Origin of the sequence: Lentzea sp. HUAS TT2 (assembly GCF_051853195.1) — a bacterium.
In the GTDB taxonomy this organism is placed as follows: domain Bacteria; phylum Actinomycetota; class Actinomycetes; order Mycobacteriales; family Pseudonocardiaceae; genus Lentzea.
On record NZ_CP196667.1, the window covers coordinates 8876404 to 8893607 of the forward strand.

General features: G+C 69.1%; 18 protein-coding genes. 10 read left to right on the plus strand and 8 right to left on the minus strand.

From position 1 onward, the window contains the following. Positions 1-14: 14 nt before the first annotated feature. The gene (locus ACSHWB_RS42095) at positions 15-1241 is read right to left on the minus strand and encodes a cytochrome P450 (RefSeq protein ID WP_439658909.1); all 1227 of its coding nucleotides are present in this window, start codon (positions 1239-1241) and stop codon (positions 15-17) included. Positions 1242-1368: 127 nt separating this feature from the next. Here ACSHWB_RS42095 and ACSHWB_RS42100 point away from each other — a divergent pair, with 127 nt between their 5' ends. Further along, positions 1369-2496 (plus strand): steroid 3-ketoacyl-CoA thiolase, encoded by a 1128-nt coding sequence (locus ACSHWB_RS42100; RefSeq protein WP_439658910.1) that lies wholly within the window; start codon positions 1369-1371, stop codon positions 2494-2496. Here the strand turns inward: ACSHWB_RS42100 and ACSHWB_RS42105 are convergent. From ACSHWB_RS42105 to ACSHWB_RS42115, 3 genes are read right to left on the minus strand one after another with little or no spacing between them, the layout of a single operon-like run. Further along, positions 2480-3421 carry a hypothetical protein gene (locus ACSHWB_RS42105; protein WP_439658911.1) on the minus strand — a complete coding sequence of 314 codons (942 nt, stop codon included), beginning with the start codon at positions 3419-3421 and terminating at the stop codon, positions 2480-2482. The genes ACSHWB_RS42100 and ACSHWB_RS42105 overlap by 17 nt on opposite strands. 10 nt (positions 3422-3431) lie before the next feature. Next, positions 3432-4286, minus strand: a complete 855-nt coding sequence (locus ACSHWB_RS42110) for an SDR family oxidoreductase (protein WP_439658912.1) — start codon at positions 4284-4286, stop codon at positions 3432-3434. Then, positions 4283-5044, minus strand: a complete 762-nt coding sequence (locus ACSHWB_RS42115; RefSeq protein WP_439658913.1) for an SDR family oxidoreductase — start codon at positions 5042-5044, stop codon at positions 4283-4285. Before ACSHWB_RS42115 ends, ACSHWB_RS42110 begins: the two co-directional genes overlap by 4 nt. A gap of 63 nt (positions 5045-5107) precedes the next feature. On the opposite strand from ACSHWB_RS42115, the gene ACSHWB_RS42120 reads away from it, so the two are divergent. From ACSHWB_RS42120 to ACSHWB_RS42135, 4 genes are read left to right on the plus strand one after another with little or no spacing between them, the layout of a single operon-like run. After that, positions 5108-5875 carry an enoyl-CoA hydratase family protein gene (locus ACSHWB_RS42120; RefSeq protein ID WP_439658914.1) on the plus strand — a complete coding sequence of 256 codons (768 nt, stop codon included), beginning with the start codon at positions 5108-5110 and terminating at the stop codon, positions 5873-5875. Next, a complete protein-coding gene (locus ACSHWB_RS42125; protein ID WP_439658915.1) occupies positions 5850-6647 on the plus strand; it encodes a CoA transferase subunit A in 798 nt (265 codons plus the stop codon). The genes ACSHWB_RS42120 and ACSHWB_RS42125 overlap by 26 nt, the downstream gene beginning before the upstream one ends. After that, complete coding sequence (locus tag ACSHWB_RS42130; protein WP_439658916.1) at positions 6644-7357, plus strand: CoA-transferase subunit beta; 714 nt, start codon at positions 6644-6646, stop codon at positions 7355-7357. Before ACSHWB_RS42125 ends, ACSHWB_RS42130 begins: the two co-directional genes overlap by 4 nt. Then, on the plus strand, positions 7354-8403 hold the full coding sequence (locus ACSHWB_RS42135) for an NAD(P)H-dependent flavin oxidoreductase (RefSeq protein WP_439658917.1): 1050 nt from the start codon (positions 7354-7356) through the stop codon (positions 8401-8403). The genes ACSHWB_RS42130 and ACSHWB_RS42135 overlap by 4 nt, the downstream gene beginning before the upstream one ends. Here the strand turns inward: ACSHWB_RS42135 and ACSHWB_RS42140 are convergent. Genes ACSHWB_RS42140 through ACSHWB_RS42155 form a run of 4 tightly spaced genes read right to left on the minus strand, consistent with a single transcriptional unit; the run spans position 8387 to position 11966 of the window. Continuing rightward, positions 8387-9517: an acetyl-CoA C-acetyltransferase gene (locus ACSHWB_RS42140; protein WP_439658918.1), complete on the minus strand. Its 1131-nt coding sequence runs from the start codon at positions 9515-9517 to the stop codon at positions 8387-8389. The genes ACSHWB_RS42135 and ACSHWB_RS42140 overlap by 17 nt on opposite strands. 24 nt (positions 9518-9541) lie before the next feature. Then, positions 9542-10138, minus strand: a complete 597-nt coding sequence (locus ACSHWB_RS42145; RefSeq protein ID WP_439658919.1) for a TetR/AcrR family transcriptional regulator — start codon at positions 10136-10138, stop codon at positions 9542-9544. Positions 10139-10152: 14 nt separating this feature from the next. Continuing rightward, on the minus strand, positions 10153-10896 hold the full coding sequence (locus ACSHWB_RS42150; protein ID WP_439658920.1) for an SDR family oxidoreductase: 744 nt from the start codon (positions 10894-10896) through the stop codon (positions 10153-10155). Then, a complete protein-coding gene (locus ACSHWB_RS42155; protein WP_439658921.1) occupies positions 10893-11966 on the minus strand; it encodes an acyl-CoA dehydrogenase family protein in 1074 nt (357 codons plus the stop codon). Before ACSHWB_RS42155 ends, ACSHWB_RS42150 begins: the two co-directional genes overlap by 4 nt. Here ACSHWB_RS42155 and ACSHWB_RS42160 point away from each other — a divergent pair. Genes ACSHWB_RS42160 through ACSHWB_RS42180 form a run of 5 tightly spaced genes read left to right on the plus strand, consistent with a single transcriptional unit; the run spans position 11965 to position 17192 of the window. Then, positions 11965-13485, plus strand: a complete 1521-nt coding sequence (locus ACSHWB_RS42160; protein WP_439658922.1) for a FadD3 family acyl-CoA ligase — start codon at positions 11965-11967, stop codon at positions 13483-13485. The genes ACSHWB_RS42155 and ACSHWB_RS42160 overlap by 2 nt on opposite strands. Next, complete coding sequence (locus tag ACSHWB_RS42165; RefSeq protein WP_439658923.1) at positions 13482-14312, plus strand: enoyl-CoA hydratase; 831 nt, start codon at positions 13482-13484, stop codon at positions 14310-14312. The genes ACSHWB_RS42160 and ACSHWB_RS42165 overlap by 4 nt, the downstream gene beginning before the upstream one ends. Beyond that, entirely contained in the window at positions 14312-15403 is a 1092-nt protein-coding gene (locus ACSHWB_RS42170; protein ID WP_439658924.1) for an acyl-CoA dehydrogenase family protein, read from the plus strand. The genes ACSHWB_RS42165 and ACSHWB_RS42170 overlap by 1 nt, the downstream gene beginning before the upstream one ends. After that, the gene (locus tag ACSHWB_RS42175; protein ID WP_439658925.1) at positions 15400-16215 is read left to right on the plus strand and encodes an acyl-CoA dehydrogenase family protein; all 816 of its coding nucleotides are present in this window, start codon (positions 15400-15402) and stop codon (positions 16213-16215) included. The genes ACSHWB_RS42170 and ACSHWB_RS42175 overlap by 4 nt, the downstream gene beginning before the upstream one ends. Further along, positions 16212-17192: an acyl-CoA dehydrogenase family protein gene (locus ACSHWB_RS42180; RefSeq protein ID WP_439658926.1), complete on the plus strand. Its 981-nt coding sequence runs from the start codon at positions 16212-16214 to the stop codon at positions 17190-17192. The genes ACSHWB_RS42175 and ACSHWB_RS42180 overlap by 4 nt, the downstream gene beginning before the upstream one ends. Positions 17193-17204 lie beyond the last annotated feature (12 nt).

A 17204-nucleotide genomic window follows, 5' to 3' on the forward strand; every position in this document is an offset into this window, starting at 1 on the left:
GACGCCTTGACAAGCTAGGAGTACTGGACTCGGAACTCCTTGATCCCGTTGAGCCAGCCCGAACGCAGGCGGCGTGGTTCAGCGACCTGCTTGATGTTCGGCATGGCGTCCGCGATCGCGTTGAAGATCAGGTCGATCTCCAGGCGGGCCAGGTTCGCGCCGATGCAGAAGTGCGCGCCGCTGCCGCCGAACCCGAGGTGCGGGTTGGGGTCGCGGGTGATGTCGAACTTCTCCGGCGACTCGAAGACGTCCTCGTCGAAGTTGGCCGAGGAGTAGAACATCCCGATCCGCTGGCCCTGCTTGATCTCCACGCCGCTGAGCTCGGTGTCGGCCATCGCGGTGCGCTGGAACGACACCACCGGCGTGGCCCACCGGACGATCTCGTCGCCGGTGGTGGCAGGACGCTGGTCCTTGTACAGCTCCCACTGCTCGGGGTGGTCGAGCAACGCCTTCATGCCGTGCGTGATGGCGTTGCGCGTGGTCTCGTTACCGGCCACGGCGAGCAACAGCACGAAGAAGCCGAACTCCTCCGACGCGAGTCCCGCACCGTCCACGTCGGCCTGGACGAGCTTGGTGACGATGTCCTGGCGCGGGCACTTGCGGCGGTCCTCCGCCATCGTCCACGAGTAGCCGAGCAGTTCCGTGGCGGCGGTGAGCGGCTCGATCTCGAACTCGGGGTCGTCATAGGCGATCATCTGGTTCGACCAGTCGAAGATCTTGCGCCGGTCGTCCTGCGGAATGCCGATGAGCTCCGCGATGGCCTGCAACGGCAGTTCGCACGCGACGTCCGAGACGAAGTCGCCGCTGCCCTTGTCCAGCGCCTCCGCCACGATCCGCTCGGCGCGTTCGGCGAGCGCGTCCCGCAGGCTGTTCACGGCTCGGGGCGTGAACCCGCGCGAGACGATCGCGCGCTGCTTGGTGTGCGTCGGCGGGTCCATGTTCAGCAGGAGCAGCCGTTGCATCTCGATGTTGTCGCGCGGCATGTCGTCCTTGAACCGGATGATCGCCGTGTTCTCGCGGCTGGAGAACAGCTCGCTGTTGCGCGAGACCTCCTTGACGTCGTGGTGCTTCGTCACCACCCAGAAGCCCTCGTCGGGGAACCCGCCCTTGCCCAGCGGCTTGGAGTTCCACCAGATCGGTGCGGTCTGGCGCAGTTCGGCGAACTCCTCGAACGGCAGCCGGCTCGCGTACATGTCGGGGTCGGTGAAGTCGAAGCCTTCCGGGATGCGCGGCTTGCCCACAGGCACCTCCTAGGTGGAACGCGTTCTATCCGATTCAAACACGGTTGCGGCTTGTGTTGAAGCCCCCACACGGCCAATCTGGAGTCTTACAGGAACGTGTTCTAGTTTCCAGGCCAAGGAGGCTCGCGTGGGCAGTCCGGTGATCGTGGGAGCGGTGCGCACGCCCATCGGCAGGCGCAACGGCTGGTTGTCCGGCCTGCACGCCGCCGAGCTCCTCGGTGCGGCGCAACGAGGTCTTCTTGACAGGACAGGTCTCGATCCGTCCACTGTCGAACAGGTCATCGGCGGCACCGTCACCCAGGCGGGCGAGCAGTCGAACAACATCACGCGGACGGCCTGGCTGCACGCCGGCCTGCCGCAGACCACCGGCTGCACCACGGTCGACGCCCAGTGCGGTTCGGCCCAGCAGTCCACGCACCTCATCGCGGGCCTGATCGCGGCAGGTGCCATCGACGCCGGCATCGCGTGCGGGGTCGAGGCGATGAGCCGCGTGCCGTTGCGCAGCAACATCGGCGAGACAGGCATGCCGCGCCCCGACTCGTGGTCCATCGACCTGCCCAACCAGTTCGTCGCCGCCGAACGGGTGGCGCAACGGCGTGGCATCGGCCGCGAGGAGGTCGACCGGTTCGGCGTGCAGTCGCAGAACCGCGCGCGGGCGGCGTGGGCGGCGGGCCGGTTCACCGCCGAGGTCGTGCCGGTGAAGGTCGGCGAGGACCTCGTGGACACGGACCAAGGGCTTCGAGAGACCAGTCTGGAAGCACTCGCCGCCCTCAAACCGGTCGTGCCGGACGGCGTGCACACCGCCGGGACGTCGTCGCAGATCTCGGACGGCGCGTCGGCCGTGATGGTCGTGGACGAGGAGTTCGCACGGGCCCACGGGCTCAAGCCGCGCGCCCGGATCGTCACGCAGTGCCTGGTCGGGTCGGACCCGTACTACCACCTGGACGGGCCGGTCGACGCCACCGCGCGGTTGCTGAAGCGCAGCGGCATGAAGATGGCGGACATCGACCTGTTCGAGGTCAACGAGGCGTTCGCGTCCGTCGTGCTGTCGTGGGCGGCGGTGCACCGGCCGAACCTGGACCGGGTCAACGTCAACGGTGGCGCGATCGCGATCGGGCACCCGGTGGGCAGCAGCGGGACGCGGTTGATCACGACGGCGCTGCACGAGCTGGAGCGCAGGGACGCCTCCACCGCGTTGATCACGATGTGCGCGGGCGGCGCGATGGCCACTGGCACGATCATCGAACGGATCTGAGGTCCTCTGCCGGGTACGGGGTCCGCCGGCTCTCGTGCTGGAACCGGCGGTAGAAGTCCTTCATCACCGCCGCGACGTCGTTGTGGCGGTGCAGGACCGCCGCCACCCGTGGCGGCACTCCCTGCGAGCGCAGCTGGTACGCGAACCACATCACCAGGTGTGTGACGGTGTAGTGGCGGTCGTAGTCCTGGTTCTCGGCGAAGAACGCGATCTCCTCCTCGGACAGGTCGAACCTGGAGGAGATCGCGAGGCCGTAGTCGGCGAAGTACAGGCGTTCGCCGTCGGTCAGGATGTTCTGGAAGTGGCCGTCGAAGTGCAGCAGGCCGCGGGAGTTCATGAACTCCACCCCGGCGGCCATCTCGCGTTCGACCATCTCGCAAGCGCTTTCGAGGTCGTCCTGGCCGTTCAGCCAGTCGTGCAGGTTGTGCGGGAAGTACTCCAGGAACAGCACGATGCTCGCGGTGGACTCCCGCAACGCCTCGATGCGGGGACCCACCTCCGGTCCCCAGTAGCCGACGGCCCTGTCCAGTTCCGCGGGAAGCTCCTGGGCCGATGGCAGGACCCGCCAGTGGTACGTCAGCGGAAAGCCCTCGTGCTCGCCCGCCAGCACCCAGTCCGTCGTCATGGTGTGCACGGCCAGCTCACGCCAGGCGCCGAAGCCCGCCGACCCGACCAGCCCGACGCCGTAGTGGGCGTGCACGGGCAGGTCGTAGAGGTTCGCCGTCGACCCGGCGTGCCGCACCTCCAGGTCGGTCAGCGGCAGCCGCTTCACGAAGACCGGGATCCCGCCGACGTCCGCCAGCGCCGTCGGCCCGCCGATTCCCGCCCCTCTCGGTTCGGCGCGGTCCACCAGTTCACCGAGTTCGCGGTCGCTGAGCTGCGACAAGGCTGCCGAGACGGTCTTGTACGAGTCCAGACGGGTCACCTGATCGAAGTTACTCGGCTCCGTAGACCGGCGTCGGGTGGTCGTCCGCGACGAGCTTGCGCACGACGCCGCCCAGCTCGTCGGGCGACCAGCGCTCGCCCTTGTCGACCTCCGGCCCGCGCTGCCAGCCGTGCACGACGCAGACGCGTCCGCCGTCGACCTCGAACATCCGCCCGGTCACGTCACCGGCCTCCTCGCTGCCGAGCCACACGACCAGCGGCGAGACGTTCTCCGGGGCCATCGCGTCGAACCCGTCCTCCGGCGCCGCCATCGTCTCCGCGAACGTCGCCTCGGTCATCCGCGTGCGGGCGGCGGGGGCGATCGAGTTGACGGTGACGCCGTAGCGGGCCAGTTCGGCGGCCGCGACCAGGGTCATCGAGGCGATGCCCGCCTTCGCGGCCGAGTAGTTCGCCTGCCCGACGCTGCCGAAGATCCCCGCACCGGACGACGTGTTGATCACCCGGCCGCTGACGGCACCGCCGGCCTTGTGCACGCCGCGCCAGTGCGCGGCGGCGTGGTGCAGCGTCGCGAAGTGGCCCTTCAAGTGAACGCGGACGACCTCGTCCCACTCGTCCTCGCCGCAGCTCACGATCATGCGGTCGCGCACGATGCCGGCGTTGTTGACGAGCACGTCCAGCCCGCCGAACTCCGACACCGCGGTGTCGACGAGCCTCTGAGCACCCGCCCAGGTGCCGACGTCGTCGGTGCTCACAACGGCCCGCGACCCGATCAGCTCCGCCACCTCGCTCGCGACCGCCGCGGACAGGTCGTTCACCACGACCCTGTACCCGGCGGCACCGAACGCCAGCGCGTGGGCACGGCCGATGCCCCGCCCCGCTCCCGTCACGATCACGACCCGGCTCATGAAGAACCCCCATCGGCTGCGGTCAGGAACGCGGGTGTCTCTCCCCCGCCGTGCACGACCAAGGTCGCGCCGCTGACGTAGGACGCCAGCGGTGAAGCCAGGAACACCGCGCACGCGCCGACCTCGTCCGGCGACGCGAGACGCCCCAGCGGCACGGTCCGCGCCACGGCCTCGATCCCGGCTTCGGAGCCGTAGTGCAGATGCGACTGCTCGGTGCGGACCATGCCCACGGCCAGCGCGTTGACCCGCACCTTCGGGGCCCACTCGACGGCCAGCGACGAGGTCAGGTTGTCGAGCCCGGCCTTCGCGGCACCGTACGCCGCGGTGCCGGGTGACGGACGCCGTCCGCTGACGCTGCTCACGTTCACGATCGACCCGCCGGAGTCCTGCTTCTGCATGACCTCGTTCGCCACCTGCGACACCAGCAGGGGCGCCAGCAGGTTCAGCTCGACGATCTTCGAGTGGAAGCGCGGCGAGGCCTTGTCCGCCAACGCGAACGGCGCCCCACCGGCGTTGTTGACCACGACGTCGAGCCGGCCGTGTGCGGCGACGATCCCGGACACCAGGGCGGCCACCTGCTCCGCGTCGCGCACGTCGCACGGCATGAACGACGCTCCATCGACCTCCGATGGACGCCGAGCACACGTGACGACAACAGCCCCGGCCGCGAGGAACGCGCGGGTGATGCCGAGACCGACACCGCGCACTCCGCCCGTCACCAGGACGACTGCTCCGTCGAGGTCCAGTTCCACCAGCACCTACCCCGGTCGCTTCAGCACTGCTAAGTTACCAAGCAATCGCTTGGTTCGGAAGGCGGCTCCATGGGAATCTCCAGCAGCCACACCGAAAACGGCATCATCGAGGTCACCGTCGACTATCCCCCGGTGAACGCCATCCCGTCGCAGGGCTGGTTCGAGCTGGCCAAGGCCGTCACGGCCGCGGGTGAGGACCCGGACGCGCGGGTCGTGATCCTCAGGGCGGAGAACCGCGGCTTCTGCGCGGGCGTCGACCTGAAGGAGATCCAGCGCGCCGAGGGGTACAACGCGCTCGTGGCAGCCAATCGGGGGTGTGCCAAGGCTTTCGCGGCCGTGTACGACTGCGAGGTGCCGGTGATCGCCGCGGTGAACGGGTTCTGCCTCGGTGGCGGCGTCGGACTGGTCGGCAACGCGGACATCATCGTGGCGTCCGACGACGCCACGTTCGGGCTGCCCGAGGTGGACCGAGGCGCGCTCGGCGCGGCCACGCACCTGGCCAGGCTCGTACCGCAGCACCTGATGCGGACGCTCTACTACACGGCCCGCAACGTCAGCGCGCAAACCCTGCACCACCACGGCAGCGTCGTCGAGGTCGTGCCACGCGCCCAGCTCGACGACGCGGCGCGCGAGATCGCCAAGGAGATCGCGAAGAAGGACACCTCGGTGATCCGTGCGGCCAAGGAGGCCATCAACGGCATCGACCCGCAGCGCGTGCACCAGAGCTACCGCTTCGAGCAGGGCTTCACCTTCGAGCTGAACCTCACCGGCGTGTCCGATCACGCCCGGCAGGCCTTCCTGGACGGAAACCATGCGCGACAAGCGAATGACAGCTGACGAGGTCGTCGGCGAGATCAAGGACGGGATGACCGTCGGCATCGGCGGCTGGGGCTCGCGGCGCAAGCCGATGACCCTGGTCAAGGCCCTGTTGCGGTCCGGGGTCAGGGATCTGACGGTCGTCACGTACGGCGGCGCGGACGCCGGGTTGCTGTGCGCGGCGGGCAAGGTCCGCAAGCTGGTCTACGGCTTCGTCTCGCTCGACTCGATCCCGTACGACCCCTGGTTCAAACGGGCGCGCGAGACCGCCGCGATCGAGGTGCTGGAGCTGGACGAGGGCATGTTCCAGACCGGGCTGCGGGCCGCCGGGCACCGGTTGCCGTTCCTGCCGATCAGGGCAGGCCTCGGGTCGGACGTGCTGAAGTACGCGCCGGAGCTGAAGACCGTGCGATCGCCCTATGACGACGGCGAGGAACTGGTCGCGATGCCGGCGTTGAAGCTCGACGTCGCTCTGGTGCACCTGAACCGGGCGGACAAGCACGGCAACGCCCAGTACCTCGGGCCGGACCCGTACTTCGACGACCTGTTCTGCCTGGCCGCGGACCGGCGCTATGTCTCGTGCGAGCAGATCGTGGAGACGTTCGACGGGCCGCCGCAGACGTTGCTGCTCAACCGGATGATGGTCGACGGCGTGGTGGAAGCGCCTGGTGGAGCGGGGTTCACGAGCTGTGTCCCGGACTATCCGCGCGACGAAGCCCTACAGCGTGAGTACGCCGCGGCGGCCACGGACCTGGAGCAGTGGCCGGAGTTCTACGAGAGGTTCCTGGGATGAGCGACATCACGCGAGCCGAGGTCTGCGTCGCGGCCTGCGCCGACCTGTTCCTCGGCGCCGGGGAGACGCTGGCCAGCCCGATGGGTCTCATCCCGTCCCTCGGCGCGAAACTGGCCCGTCTCACCACCGAGCCGGACCTGCTGCTGAGCGACGGCGAGGCGTTCCTGCTCACGCCCGAGTCCACTGTGGAGGGCTGGCTGCCGTACCGGATGGTGTTCGACGTGGTCGCGCACGGCCGCCGGCACGTCGTGATGGGCGCGAACCAGGTCGACAGGTTCGGCAACCAGAACATCTCCGCGATCGGCGACCACGCGAAACCGACCCGGCAGCTGCTCGGGTTCCGCGGCGCGCCCGGCAACACGATCAACCACCGCACCAGCTACTGGGTGCCGCGGCACAGCCCGCGCGTGCTGGTCGAGGCCGTGGACGTGGTCTCCGGTGTCGGCTACGACCGCGCCGTCGGGCCGTTCCACGACATCCACCGCGTCGTCACGAACCTCGCCGTGCTCGACTTCGACACGCCTGACCACTCGATGCGCATCGTCTCCGTGCATCCCGGTGTGTCGGTCGACGAGGTCCAGAAGCAGACGTCGTTCCCGCTGATCGCCCAGGACGTCTCCGAGACGCGGCTGCCGACCGACGAGGAACTGGACCTGATCAGGACCAAACTCGATCCGGGCAGCAAGCGGGACAAGGAAGTCCCGCAATGAGGACCGCACTCACCGAGTTGGTCGGCGTCCGGCATCCGGTCGTGCAGACCGGCATGGGCTGGGTAGCGGGGCCACGCCTGGTCTCCGCGACCGCCGAGGCGGGCGGGCTCGGCATCCTGGCCTCGGCCACCATGACCTACCCCGAACTCGAAGCCGCCATCAAGGAGACCCGCTCGCGCACGTCCGCGCCGTTCGGCGTGAACCTGCGTGCGGACGCCTCCGACGCGCCGGAGCGGATCGACCTGCTGATCCGCGAACAGGTCAAGGTCGCCTCCTTCGCGCTGGCCCCGAAACCGGACATGATCGCGAAGCTGAACGACGCCGGCGTCGTCGTGATCCCGTCGATCGGCGCGGCCAGGCACGCGGAGAAGGTCGCGAAGTGGGGCGCCCACGCGGTGATCGTCCAGGGCGGTGAAGGCGGCGGCCATACAGGTGGCGTGGCAACGACTTTGCTGCTCCCGAGCGTGCTCGACGCCGTCGACATCCCGGTGATCGCGGCCGGTGGCTTCTTCGACGGCCGGGGTCTCGCGGCGGCGCTCGCGTACGGCGCGGCTGGCATCGCGATGGGCACCAGGTTCCTGCTCACCCAGGAGAGCACGGTCCCGGACGCGGTGAAACAGGCGTACCTGCAACGGGATCTGAACGGCACGGTCGTGACCACCAGGGTCGACGGCCTTCCCCACCGGGTGCTGCGGTCGAATCTGGTCGAGCACCTCGAGAAGTCAGGGCGCGTCAGCAGCCTGGCGCGAGCGGTCGGCAACGCGGCCAGGTTCCGCAAGCACACCGGGCTGAGCTGGCGCGCGATGATCCGCGAGGGCCTGGCCATGAGGCACGGCAAGGACCTCACGTGGTCGCAGGTGATCATGGCCGCGAACACGCCGATGCTGCTGCGCGCCGGTCTGGTCGAGGGCAGGACCGACGCAGGCGTGCTCGCGTCCGGTCAGGTCGCCGGACTGCTCGGCGACCTGCCGACGTGCGCGGAGCTGATCGAGAACATCGTCAAGGACGCCGAGTCGGCGATCGACCGGCTCAGAGACGTTCGATGATCGTCACGTTCGCCTGACCGCCGCCCTCGCACATCGTCTGCAACCCGAACCGGCCACCCGTCCGCTCCAGCTCGTGCAGCAGCGTCGTGAACAGCTTGGTGCCGGTCGCGCCGATCGGGTGGCCCAGCGCGAGCGCTCCCCCGTTGACGTTCACCCGGCCCATGTCGATCTTGAGCTCCTTGGCCCACGCCATCGCCACCGACGCGAACGCCTCGTTGATCTCGAACAGGTCGATGTCCGAAATGGACATCCCGGCACGCTCCAGCGCGTACCGGGTGGCCCTGATCGGCGCGGTCAGCATGTAGATCGGGTCGGAACCGCGTGCCGACATGTGGTGCACGCGTGCCCGCGGCGTCAGCTTGTGCTCGCGCACCGCCTGTTCCGACACCACCAGCACCGCCGAGGCGCCGTCGGAGATCTGCGACGACAACGCCGCCGTCGTGCGACCGCCCGGCCGCAACGGTTGCAGCGCCGCCATCTTCTCGACACTCGTGTCGGTGCGCGGGCACTCGTCGGCCGCGACCCCGTTCACCGGCGCGATCTCCCGGTCGAACCGGCCCTCCTTGATCGCGGTGATCGCCCGCAGATGGCTCTGCAGCGCGAACTCCTCCATCTCGCGGCGCGACAGGTCCCACCGCACGGCGATCAGGTCGGCCGCCCGGAACTGGTTGACCTCCTCGTCGCCGTAGCGGTGCTGCCAGCCCTCGCAGCCCTCGAACGGGCTGACGGTCATGGCCGACCCGATCGGCACCTGCGACATGTTCTGCACACCGCCCGCGACCACGACGTCGGCCGTACCGCTCATCACCGCCTGCGCCGCGAAGTGCAGCGCCTGCTGGCTCGAGCCGCACTGCCGGTCGACCGTCACGCCCGGCACCTGCTCGGGGAAACCCGCAGCCAGCCAGGACGTCCGCGCGATGTCCCCCGCCTGCGGGCCGACGGTGTCCACGCATCCGAAGATCACGTCGTCCACGTCCGTCGGGTCGACGTCGACGCGGTTGAGCAGCGCCGTGATCACGTGCGCGCCGAGATCGGCGGGGTGCACGTGGCTCAGCTCGCCGCCACGCCTGCCCGCCGGAGTCCGCACAGCCTCGATGATGTACGCCTCGGCCACGAGGGCCCTCCTTCTACGGCTCTGCTACGTCTTGGAGTTCTTCCGCCGGCCCGTGGCGATGCCGTCGAGCAGGATCGCCAGGTACTGGTCGGCGACCTGGTCCGCTCCCAGGCCGCCGTCCGGCCGGTACCACCGCACGGCCACCCACACCGTGTCGCGGATGAACCGGTACGCCACGTCCACGTCGAGGTCCGCGCGGAACACGCCCGCGCTCATGCCCTCCTCCAGCAGCACCGTCCACAGCTTGCGGAACTCCACGCTGCGGTCGTCCACGTAGGAGAACCGTTCCAGCCCCATCAGGTGCTTCGACTCGTTCTGGTAGATCGCTACCGCCGCGTGCCGGGTGTCGATCGCCTCGAACGAGGCCACCACCAGGGCCTTCAACGTCTGCTTCGGTCCGAGGCCTGCCTCGACGATCTCCCGATACCGCGTGAACAGCTCGTCCAGGAAGGTCCGCAGGATCTCGTCCACCATCGACTCCTTCGAGTCGAAGTGGTGGTAGAGGCTGCCGGACAGGATGCCCGCCGCGTCCGCGATGTCCCTGACCGTGGTCTGCCCGTACCCACGCTCGGCGAACATCTTCGCGGCGAGCTCCAGCAGCTCGGCCCTCCGGCTACTCATCGGTCGGTCCTTCCTCACGGGTGCTGACTGCTCACCGAGACGACCTCGCCCGTGAGATAGGACGAGTAGTCGCTGGCGAGGAACACGATCACATTCGCGACCTCCCAGGGCTCGGCGGCGCGCCCGAACGCTTCGCGGGACGCCAGTTCCGTCAGCAACTCCTCACTGGTGACCTTGGCCAGGAACGGGTGCGCCGCCAAGCTCGGCGCGACCGCGTTCACCCGGATGCCGTGCTCGGCCACGTCCATCGCGGCGCATCTCGTGAGCGCCATGACGCCCGCTTTCGCTGCGGCGTAGTGGGCTTGACCCTTCTGGGCCCGCCAGCCGATCACACTGGAGTTGTTAACGACGACACCGCTTCGTTGGACGACCATTTGGCGTAACGCGGCACGGGTGCAGCGGAAGGTGCCGTTCAGCGTGACGTCCAGGACGCGCGACCACTCGTCGTCGGCCATCTCCAGCACGGACTTCTCACCGCCGAGGCCGGCGTTGTTGACCATCACGTCGATGCGGCCGTAGCGCTCGACCGTCTCGTCGATGAGATGCTGGACCTGCTGCTCGTTGGTGACATCGCACGGGACGGCGTGATCGGTGCCCAGCGCCTCGTGGGTTTCTTTGAGGCGGCGCTCGTGCCAGTCGCTGATGACGACGGTGGCGCCTTCTTCGAGGCACCTCTTCGCGGTCGCGGAGCCGATGCCCGTGCCCGCCGCGGCCGTCACCACGACGACCTTGTCCTTGAGCAGGTCGTGGCCGTTCATCGCGGCAGCCCCAGGATGCGGTGGGCGATGATCTCGCGCTGGATCTCGTCCGAGCCGCCGTAGATCGTCTCCGCGCGGCTGAACAGGAACATCCGCTGCCACTCGTTGTCGTCGATCATCGACTCGGGGCCGAGCGAGTCCATCGCCAGCTCACCGAGCCTGCGGTGCCAGCTTCCCCAGAACAGCTTCAGCACGGAGGCCTCCGGACCTGGGTCGTCGTTGAGCGTTCTCATCGTGTGCGAGCGCATGACGTGCAGTTCGAGCCACGCCCTGGTGAGGCGTTCGTCCTCGGGTGCGGTGGCCATGATCGCGTCGAGTTGTCTTCTGAAGCTGACCTGGTGGCCGAGCATGGCGGTGCCGCGTTCGAAGCCCAGCGTGGCCATGGCGATCTTCCAGCCCTCACCCGGTTGCCCGACGACGTTCTCCTTCGGGGTGACGGCACCGTCGAAGAAGACCTCGTTGAACTCGGACGTGCCGGTGAGCTGGCGGATCGGCCGCACCTCGATGCCCGGCTGGTCCATGGGCACGAGCAGGTACGAGAGGCCGTGGTGGCGCTGCGAACCGGGTTCGGTGCGGCACAGGACGAAGATCCAGTCGGAGTAGTGGGCGTTCGACGTCCAGATCTTCTGGCCGGTGATCACCCACTGGTCGCCTTCGAGGGTGGCCTTCGTCGTGACGGAGGCGAGGTCCGAACCCGCGCCGGGTTCCGAGTAGCCCTGGCACCACAGCTCGTCGAGCGAGCGGATCCTGGGCAGGAACCGCTCTTTCTGCTCCGGTGTGCCGAACGCGACGAGCGTCGGGCCGAGCAGGCCCTCGCCGACGATGTCGACCTTCGCCGGGGCGTCGGCCTCCGCGTACTCCTCGTGGAAGATCACCTGTTCTTCCACACTGCGCTCGCCGGGCCAGCCGAGGCACGTCCACCCGCTCCTGGCGAGATGCCGGTGCCACCGCAGCCGTCCCTCGAACGCCTCGTGCTCGCGGCCGGGTCCACCCAGGCCGCGCAGCTCAGCGAACTCACCGACGAGGTTGGCGGACAACCATTCCCGCACCTCGCGCCGGAAGGACTCCATGGGCCATACTCTAACCTACCAAGCACTTGCTTTGGAGGGCGTCGTGGCCAACGTTCCAAGCAGGCAAACGGTTTCAGCCGTGCTCGACCGCGCTGCTGCTTCGTACATCGACGCGGAGGCGTTGGTGGACGGGGAGGTCCGCCTCACCTGGCTGGGGTTGCGTTCGGCGGTGCTGGACGCGGCCCGCGCGCTCGTGGGGATGGGCGTGCGGCCGGGTGATCGGGTGGCTTTGTGCGCGCCCAACTCCGCTCAGTGGGTGATCGCGGCGCTCGGGGCGTTGCACGCGGGTGCGGCGCTGGTGCCGATCAACACCCGGTTCACCGCTACGGAGACGTTGGACGTGGTGCAGCGCAGTGCCGCGCGCGTGCTGATCGTGGAGGGCGAGTTCCTCGGGCGTGACCGGGAGGCGGAACTGCGGGCGTTGTCGCCGGAACTCCCCGCTGTGGTGCGATTACCGGCCGAGTGGGTCGCCGCGGCCGTCGATCTTCCTGTGCTGACCGAGGATCAGCTCTGCGACGTCATGTTCACCTCCGGCACCACCGGGCGCAGCAAAGGGGCGATGAGCGCGCACCGGCAGTCGTTGGGGGTGGCCGAGGCCTGGGCGGCCTGCGGTGAGCTGACGTCGGCGGACCGCTATCTGATCGTCAACCCCTTCTTCCACACCTTTGGTTACAAGGCCGGGATCCTGGCCTGTCTGCTGACCGGCGCGGCGATCGTGCCGCAGCCGGTGTTCGACGTCGTGGAGACGATGCGGCTGATCGAACGGGAACGGATCACCGTGCTGCCGGGACCGCCGACGATCTTCCAGGCGCTGCTCGACCATCCCGACCGCGGCTCGTTCGACCTGTCGAGCCTGCGGCTGGTGGTCACCGGCGCCGCGGTCGTCCCCGTCGTGCTGATCGAACGGCTGCGCGAGGAACTGTCGCTGACCGTGCTCACCGCCTACGGGCTGACCGAGGCAGTCGTCGCCACCATGTGCCGCCCCGGCGACTCCCCCGAGACGGTCGCGCACACGTGCGGTGCGCCGACGGCGGGGTTCTCGTTGCGGCTGGGCGCGCGGGACGAGGTGTTGCTGCGCGGACCGAACGTGATGCTCGGTTATCTCGACGATCCGGAGGCGACGGCCGCGGCGATCGACGCTGACGGCTGGTTGCACACGGGTGACATCGGCGCGGTGGACTCGCGGGGGTATCTGTCGATCACCGACCGGCTCAAGGACATGTACATCTGCGGCGGGTTCAACGTCTACCCGGCCGAGATCGAGCAGGTGCTGGCCCGGCTGCCGGGGGTGGCGGAGTCGGCCGTGGTCGGGATGGCCGACGCCCGGCTGGGTGAGGTCGGCGTGGCGCACATCGTGACGGCGCCCGGTTTCGCGCTCTCCGCGGACGAGGTGATCGCGTTCTGCCGGGAGCGGCTGGCGAACTACAAGGTGCCGCGTGCCGTCGAGTTCCACCCCGCGCTCCCCCGCAACGCCATGGGCAAGGTCCTCAAAATCCAACTGCGCAAGGAGAACGCGTGACAGTCTCGTATGAGCGGCGGGACGCGGTCGCCGTCGTGACCATGAACCGCCCGGAGTACCGCAACGCGCAGAACTCGGCGATGACCTACGCGTTGGACGAGGCCTTCACCCGCGCGGTGAACGACGACGAGGTCAAGGTGATCGTCCTGGCGGGCGCCGGTGACCACTTCTCCGCGGGCCACGACATCGGTTCGCCTGGACGCGATGTCGACGTGTCGTTCGAGCGCAAGGCCGTGATGTGGTGGGACCACGTCGGCCGAGAGGGCGGTGATCTCCGCTTCGCCCGCGAGATGGAGGTCTACCTCGGCATGTGCCGGCGGTGGCGGGAGATCCCGAAACCCACGATCGCCTCCGTGCAAGGCGCGTGCGTGGCGGGCGGGCTGATGCTGGCCTGGGTGTGCGACCTGATCGTGGCGGCCGAGGACGCGTTCTTCGCCGATCCCGTGGTGCGCATGGGAATCCCGGGCGTGGAGTACTTCGCGCACCCGTGGATGCTCGGCCCGCGCGCCGCCAAGGAGGTGCTGTTCACCGGCGACCGGTTCTCGGCCCAGCGCGCCTACGAGTGGGGCATGGTCTCGCGCGTCGTGCCACGTGACTCGTTGGAGTCCTCGACCTTGGAGCTGGCTGCGCGCATCTCGGCGATGCCGCGCTTCGGGCTGGCGTTGGCGAAGAAGGCGGTCAACCAGTCCGAGGACCTGATGGGCCTGCGCGCCGGGATGGACTCGGTGTTCGGGCTGCACCACTTCGCGCACGCGCACAACGCCGAGGTGAGCTCCGACGCGCTGGCGGGGATGGACGCCCGTTCGATGAAGAAGGCCTCCGGCTGATGGATCTCTCACTTGATGCCTCGACGGTGGAGTTCCAGGCGGAGGTGCGTGCCTGGTTGGCTTCCAACGTCCGGCCTTTGTCCTCGATGGACACTGCAGCGGGCTTCGAGGAACATCGCTCGTGGGAACGACTGCTCGCTTCCGCGCGGCTGTCCGTGGTGTCGTGGCCTTCTGCTTTCGGAGGCCGGGAAGCCTCGTTGCTGCAGTGGCTGGTGTTCGAGGAGGAGTACCACGCCTCGGGCGCGCCGGGCCGTGTCTCGCAGAACGGCATTTTCCTTTTGGCGCCAACGTTGTTCGCGCACGGCACCGACGAACAGCGTGCCCGGATCCTGCCCGCGATGGCGCGCGGCGACGAGGTGTGGGCGCAGGCCTGGTCCGAGCCCGAGGCCGGCTCCGACCTGGCGTCGTTGCGCAGCACGGCCGTCCGCTGCGACGGCGGCTGGCTGCTGCGCGGCCAGAAGACCTGGAGCTCGCGCGCGTCGTTCGCGGACCGGGCGTTCGGCCTGTTCCGCACCGGCCCTGGCGAACGTCACCGCGGCCTGACCTACCTGCTCTTCGACCTGCGTTCTCCCGGCGTCACCGTGCGCCCGATCAACCAACTGGACGGCGAACCGGGCTTCGCCGAGATCTTCCTGGACGACGTGTTCGTGCCGGACCAGGACGTCGTGGGCGAGGTCGGCGACGGCTGGCGCGTGGCGATGAGCACGGCGGGCAACGAACGCGGCCTCACCCTGCGCAGCCCGGGCCGTTTCACCGCCGCCGCCTCCCGTCTCGTGGAGCTGTACCGCAAGAACCCGGACCCGGCGTTGCGCGACCGGGTCGTGGACGCGTGGATCGGCGCGCAGGCCTACCGGCTCCACACGTTCGGCGCACTGGCCAGCCCGTTGTCCGGGCCTGCCGCGAGCGTGACGAAGGTGTTCTGGTCCGAACTGGACGTGGCACTGCACGAGACCGCGCTCGACCTGATCGGCGAGGTCGCGCCGGGATGGCGGGACGGGTGGCTGTTCTCGCTGTCGGGGCCGATCTACGCCGGTACCAACGAGATCCAGCGCAACGTGATCGCCGAACGACTCCTGGGGCTGCCTCGATGATGTTCACGCTGTCGTCCGAGCAGACGGACCTCGCCGGGGTGCTGCACGGGTTCCTGGGTGCGGGGAAGACGGACCTTGCCGCGCTCGGCGTGGAGGAGGTGACCGATCCCGTGGACCTCGTGGTGGTGTTCGAGGAGTTGGGGCATCACGCCGTTGCCGGGCCGCTGGTGGAGTCGTTGGCGGTGGTGCCGGCGCTCGTGGGTAGGGCTGAGGCTGGGACCTGGTCTGTTGCCTTCCCTCCCCTGATCCCCCACGCCGTCGAGGCCGACCACTACCTCCTGGTCGAGGGCGACACCCTCCGCGAAGCCTCCCCCACCACCGAACTCCAGTCCGTCGACCCGGCCCGCCGCCTCGTCGAACTCTCCGCCGGCCAGGTCATCGCCACCGGCGTACCGGCGGATCGCGCTTTCGACCTGGGCGTCCTGACCTGCTCGGCCCAACTTCTCGGACTGGGCCGCGCCATGCTCGAGATGACCACGGCCCACGCCAAGGCCCGCGCCCAGTTCGGCAAGCCCATCGGCCAGTTCCAGGCGGTCAAGCACCACCTCGCGAACGTCCTCATCGGACTAGAGCTCACCCGCCCCCTGGTGTACGGCGCGGCCGTGACCATGTCGTCGCGCGACGTCTCGGCCGCCAAGGTCGCCACCTCCGACGCCGCCTGGCAGGCCGCCCGCACCGCACTGCAGGTGCACGGCGCCATCGGGTACACCGCCGAGCACGACCTAGGCCGGTTCCTGCTGCAGACCCGAGCCCTGCGCACGGCGTGGGGCAGTCCGTCGATGCACCGAGCACGCGTGCTGGAGGCGTTGTGACACCGGAACAACTCGCGTTGCGTGACGCCGTCCGCAGCCTGCTCGACAAGCACTCCGACGTCCGCGCGGCCATCGAGACCCCGCACGGCTACGACAAGGACGTGTGGGCGCGGCTGTGCGACATGGGCGTGCTCCCGATCCCCGAGGAGCACGGCGGCTCCGGCGCCACCCGAGACGAGACCCGCATCGTCCTAGGCGAACTCGGCCGCACCCTCACCCCGTCACCACTGCTGGCCTCGACCATCGCCGCGGAAGCACTCCTGACCCTCGACAACCCCGGCCGGCTGCTGCGCCGGATCGTCGGCGGGGCCATCGCCACACTCGCCTGGCCCTGGGACGGCACGGGCATCACCGCGGCCGGCGACCACCTCGACGGCGTCCAGCGCTACGTCCTCGACGGCGACCTGGCCGAGATCCTCCTGGTCAGCGACGGCACGCACCTGTACGAGGTCGACCCCGAGCAGCCCGGCGTCAGCCGCGAACACACGCCGACCATGGACCAGACCCGCCGCCTCGCCACCCTCCACCTGACCAACGCGGCGGCAACCCGACTCGGCCCCTGGTCGCCCGAGATCCGTGACATCGCGCTGGCCGCGCTGAGCGCGGAACAGGTCGGCGCCGCCGCGAGGGCCCTCGAACTCACCGTCGAGTACACCAAGACCCGCGTGCAGTTCGGCAAGCCCATCGGCTCGTTCCAGGCGTTGAAGCACCGCATGGCCGACATGCACGTCCTCGTGGAGACCGCTCGGTCAGCCGCGGAGGCCGCTGCCGACGAGGTGTCCGCGGCGGTGGCGAAGGTCTACTGCTCGGAGGCGTTCTTCAAGGTCGCGGCCGAGATGGTCCAGCTGCACGGCGGGATCGCGATCACCTGGGAGCACGACGCGCACCTGTACTTCAAGCGCGCGCACGGTAGCGGGCAGTTGTTCGGCAGCCCGGCCGTGCACCTCGAACGGCTCACCCGTTCCGCCCACAAGTGATCATCTCGCTGA

What these genes read in the sequence shown, in the direction of transcription:
- ACSHWB_RS42110 (WP_439658912.1), bottom strand. Translation starts at nt 4,286, where the DNA reads ATGAGCCGGGTCGTGATCGTGACGGGAGCGGGGCGGGGCATCGGCCGT.
- ACSHWB_RS42120 (WP_439658914.1), top strand. Translation starts at nt 5,108, where the DNA reads ATGGGAATCTCCAGCAGCCACACCGAAAACGGCATCATCGAGGTCACC.
- ACSHWB_RS42125 (WP_439658915.1), top strand. Translation starts at nt 5,850, where the DNA reads ATGCGCGACAAGCGAATGACAGCTGACGAGGTCGTCGGCGAGATCAAG.
- ACSHWB_RS42130 (WP_439658916.1), top strand. Translation starts at nt 6,644, where the DNA reads ATGAGCGACATCACGCGAGCCGAGGTCTGCGTCGCGGCCTGCGCCGAC.
- ACSHWB_RS42135 (WP_439658917.1), top strand. Translation starts at nt 7,354, where the DNA reads ATGAGGACCGCACTCACCGAGTTGGTCGGCGTCCGGCATCCGGTCGTG.
- ACSHWB_RS42145 (WP_439658919.1), bottom strand. Translation starts at nt 10,138, where the DNA reads ATGAGTAGCCGGAGGGCCGAGCTGCTGGAGCTCGCCGCGAAGATGTTC.
- ACSHWB_RS42150 (WP_439658920.1), bottom strand. Translation starts at nt 10,896, where the DNA reads ATGAACGGCCACGACCTGCTCAAGGACAAGGTCGTCGTGGTGACGGCC.
- ACSHWB_RS42160 (WP_439658922.1), top strand. Translation starts at nt 11,965, where the DNA reads ATGGGCCATACTCTAACCTACCAAGCACTTGCTTTGGAGGGCGTCGTG.
- ACSHWB_RS42155 (WP_439658921.1), bottom strand. Translation starts at nt 11,966, where the DNA reads ATGGAGTCCTTCCGGCGCGAGGTGCGGGAATGGTTGTCCGCCAACCTC.
- ACSHWB_RS42170 (WP_439658924.1), top strand. Translation starts at nt 14,312, where the DNA reads ATGGATCTCTCACTTGATGCCTCGACGGTGGAGTTCCAGGCGGAGGTG.
- ACSHWB_RS42175 (WP_439658925.1), top strand. Translation starts at nt 15,400, where the DNA reads ATGATGTTCACGCTGTCGTCCGAGCAGACGGACCTCGCCGGGGTGCTG.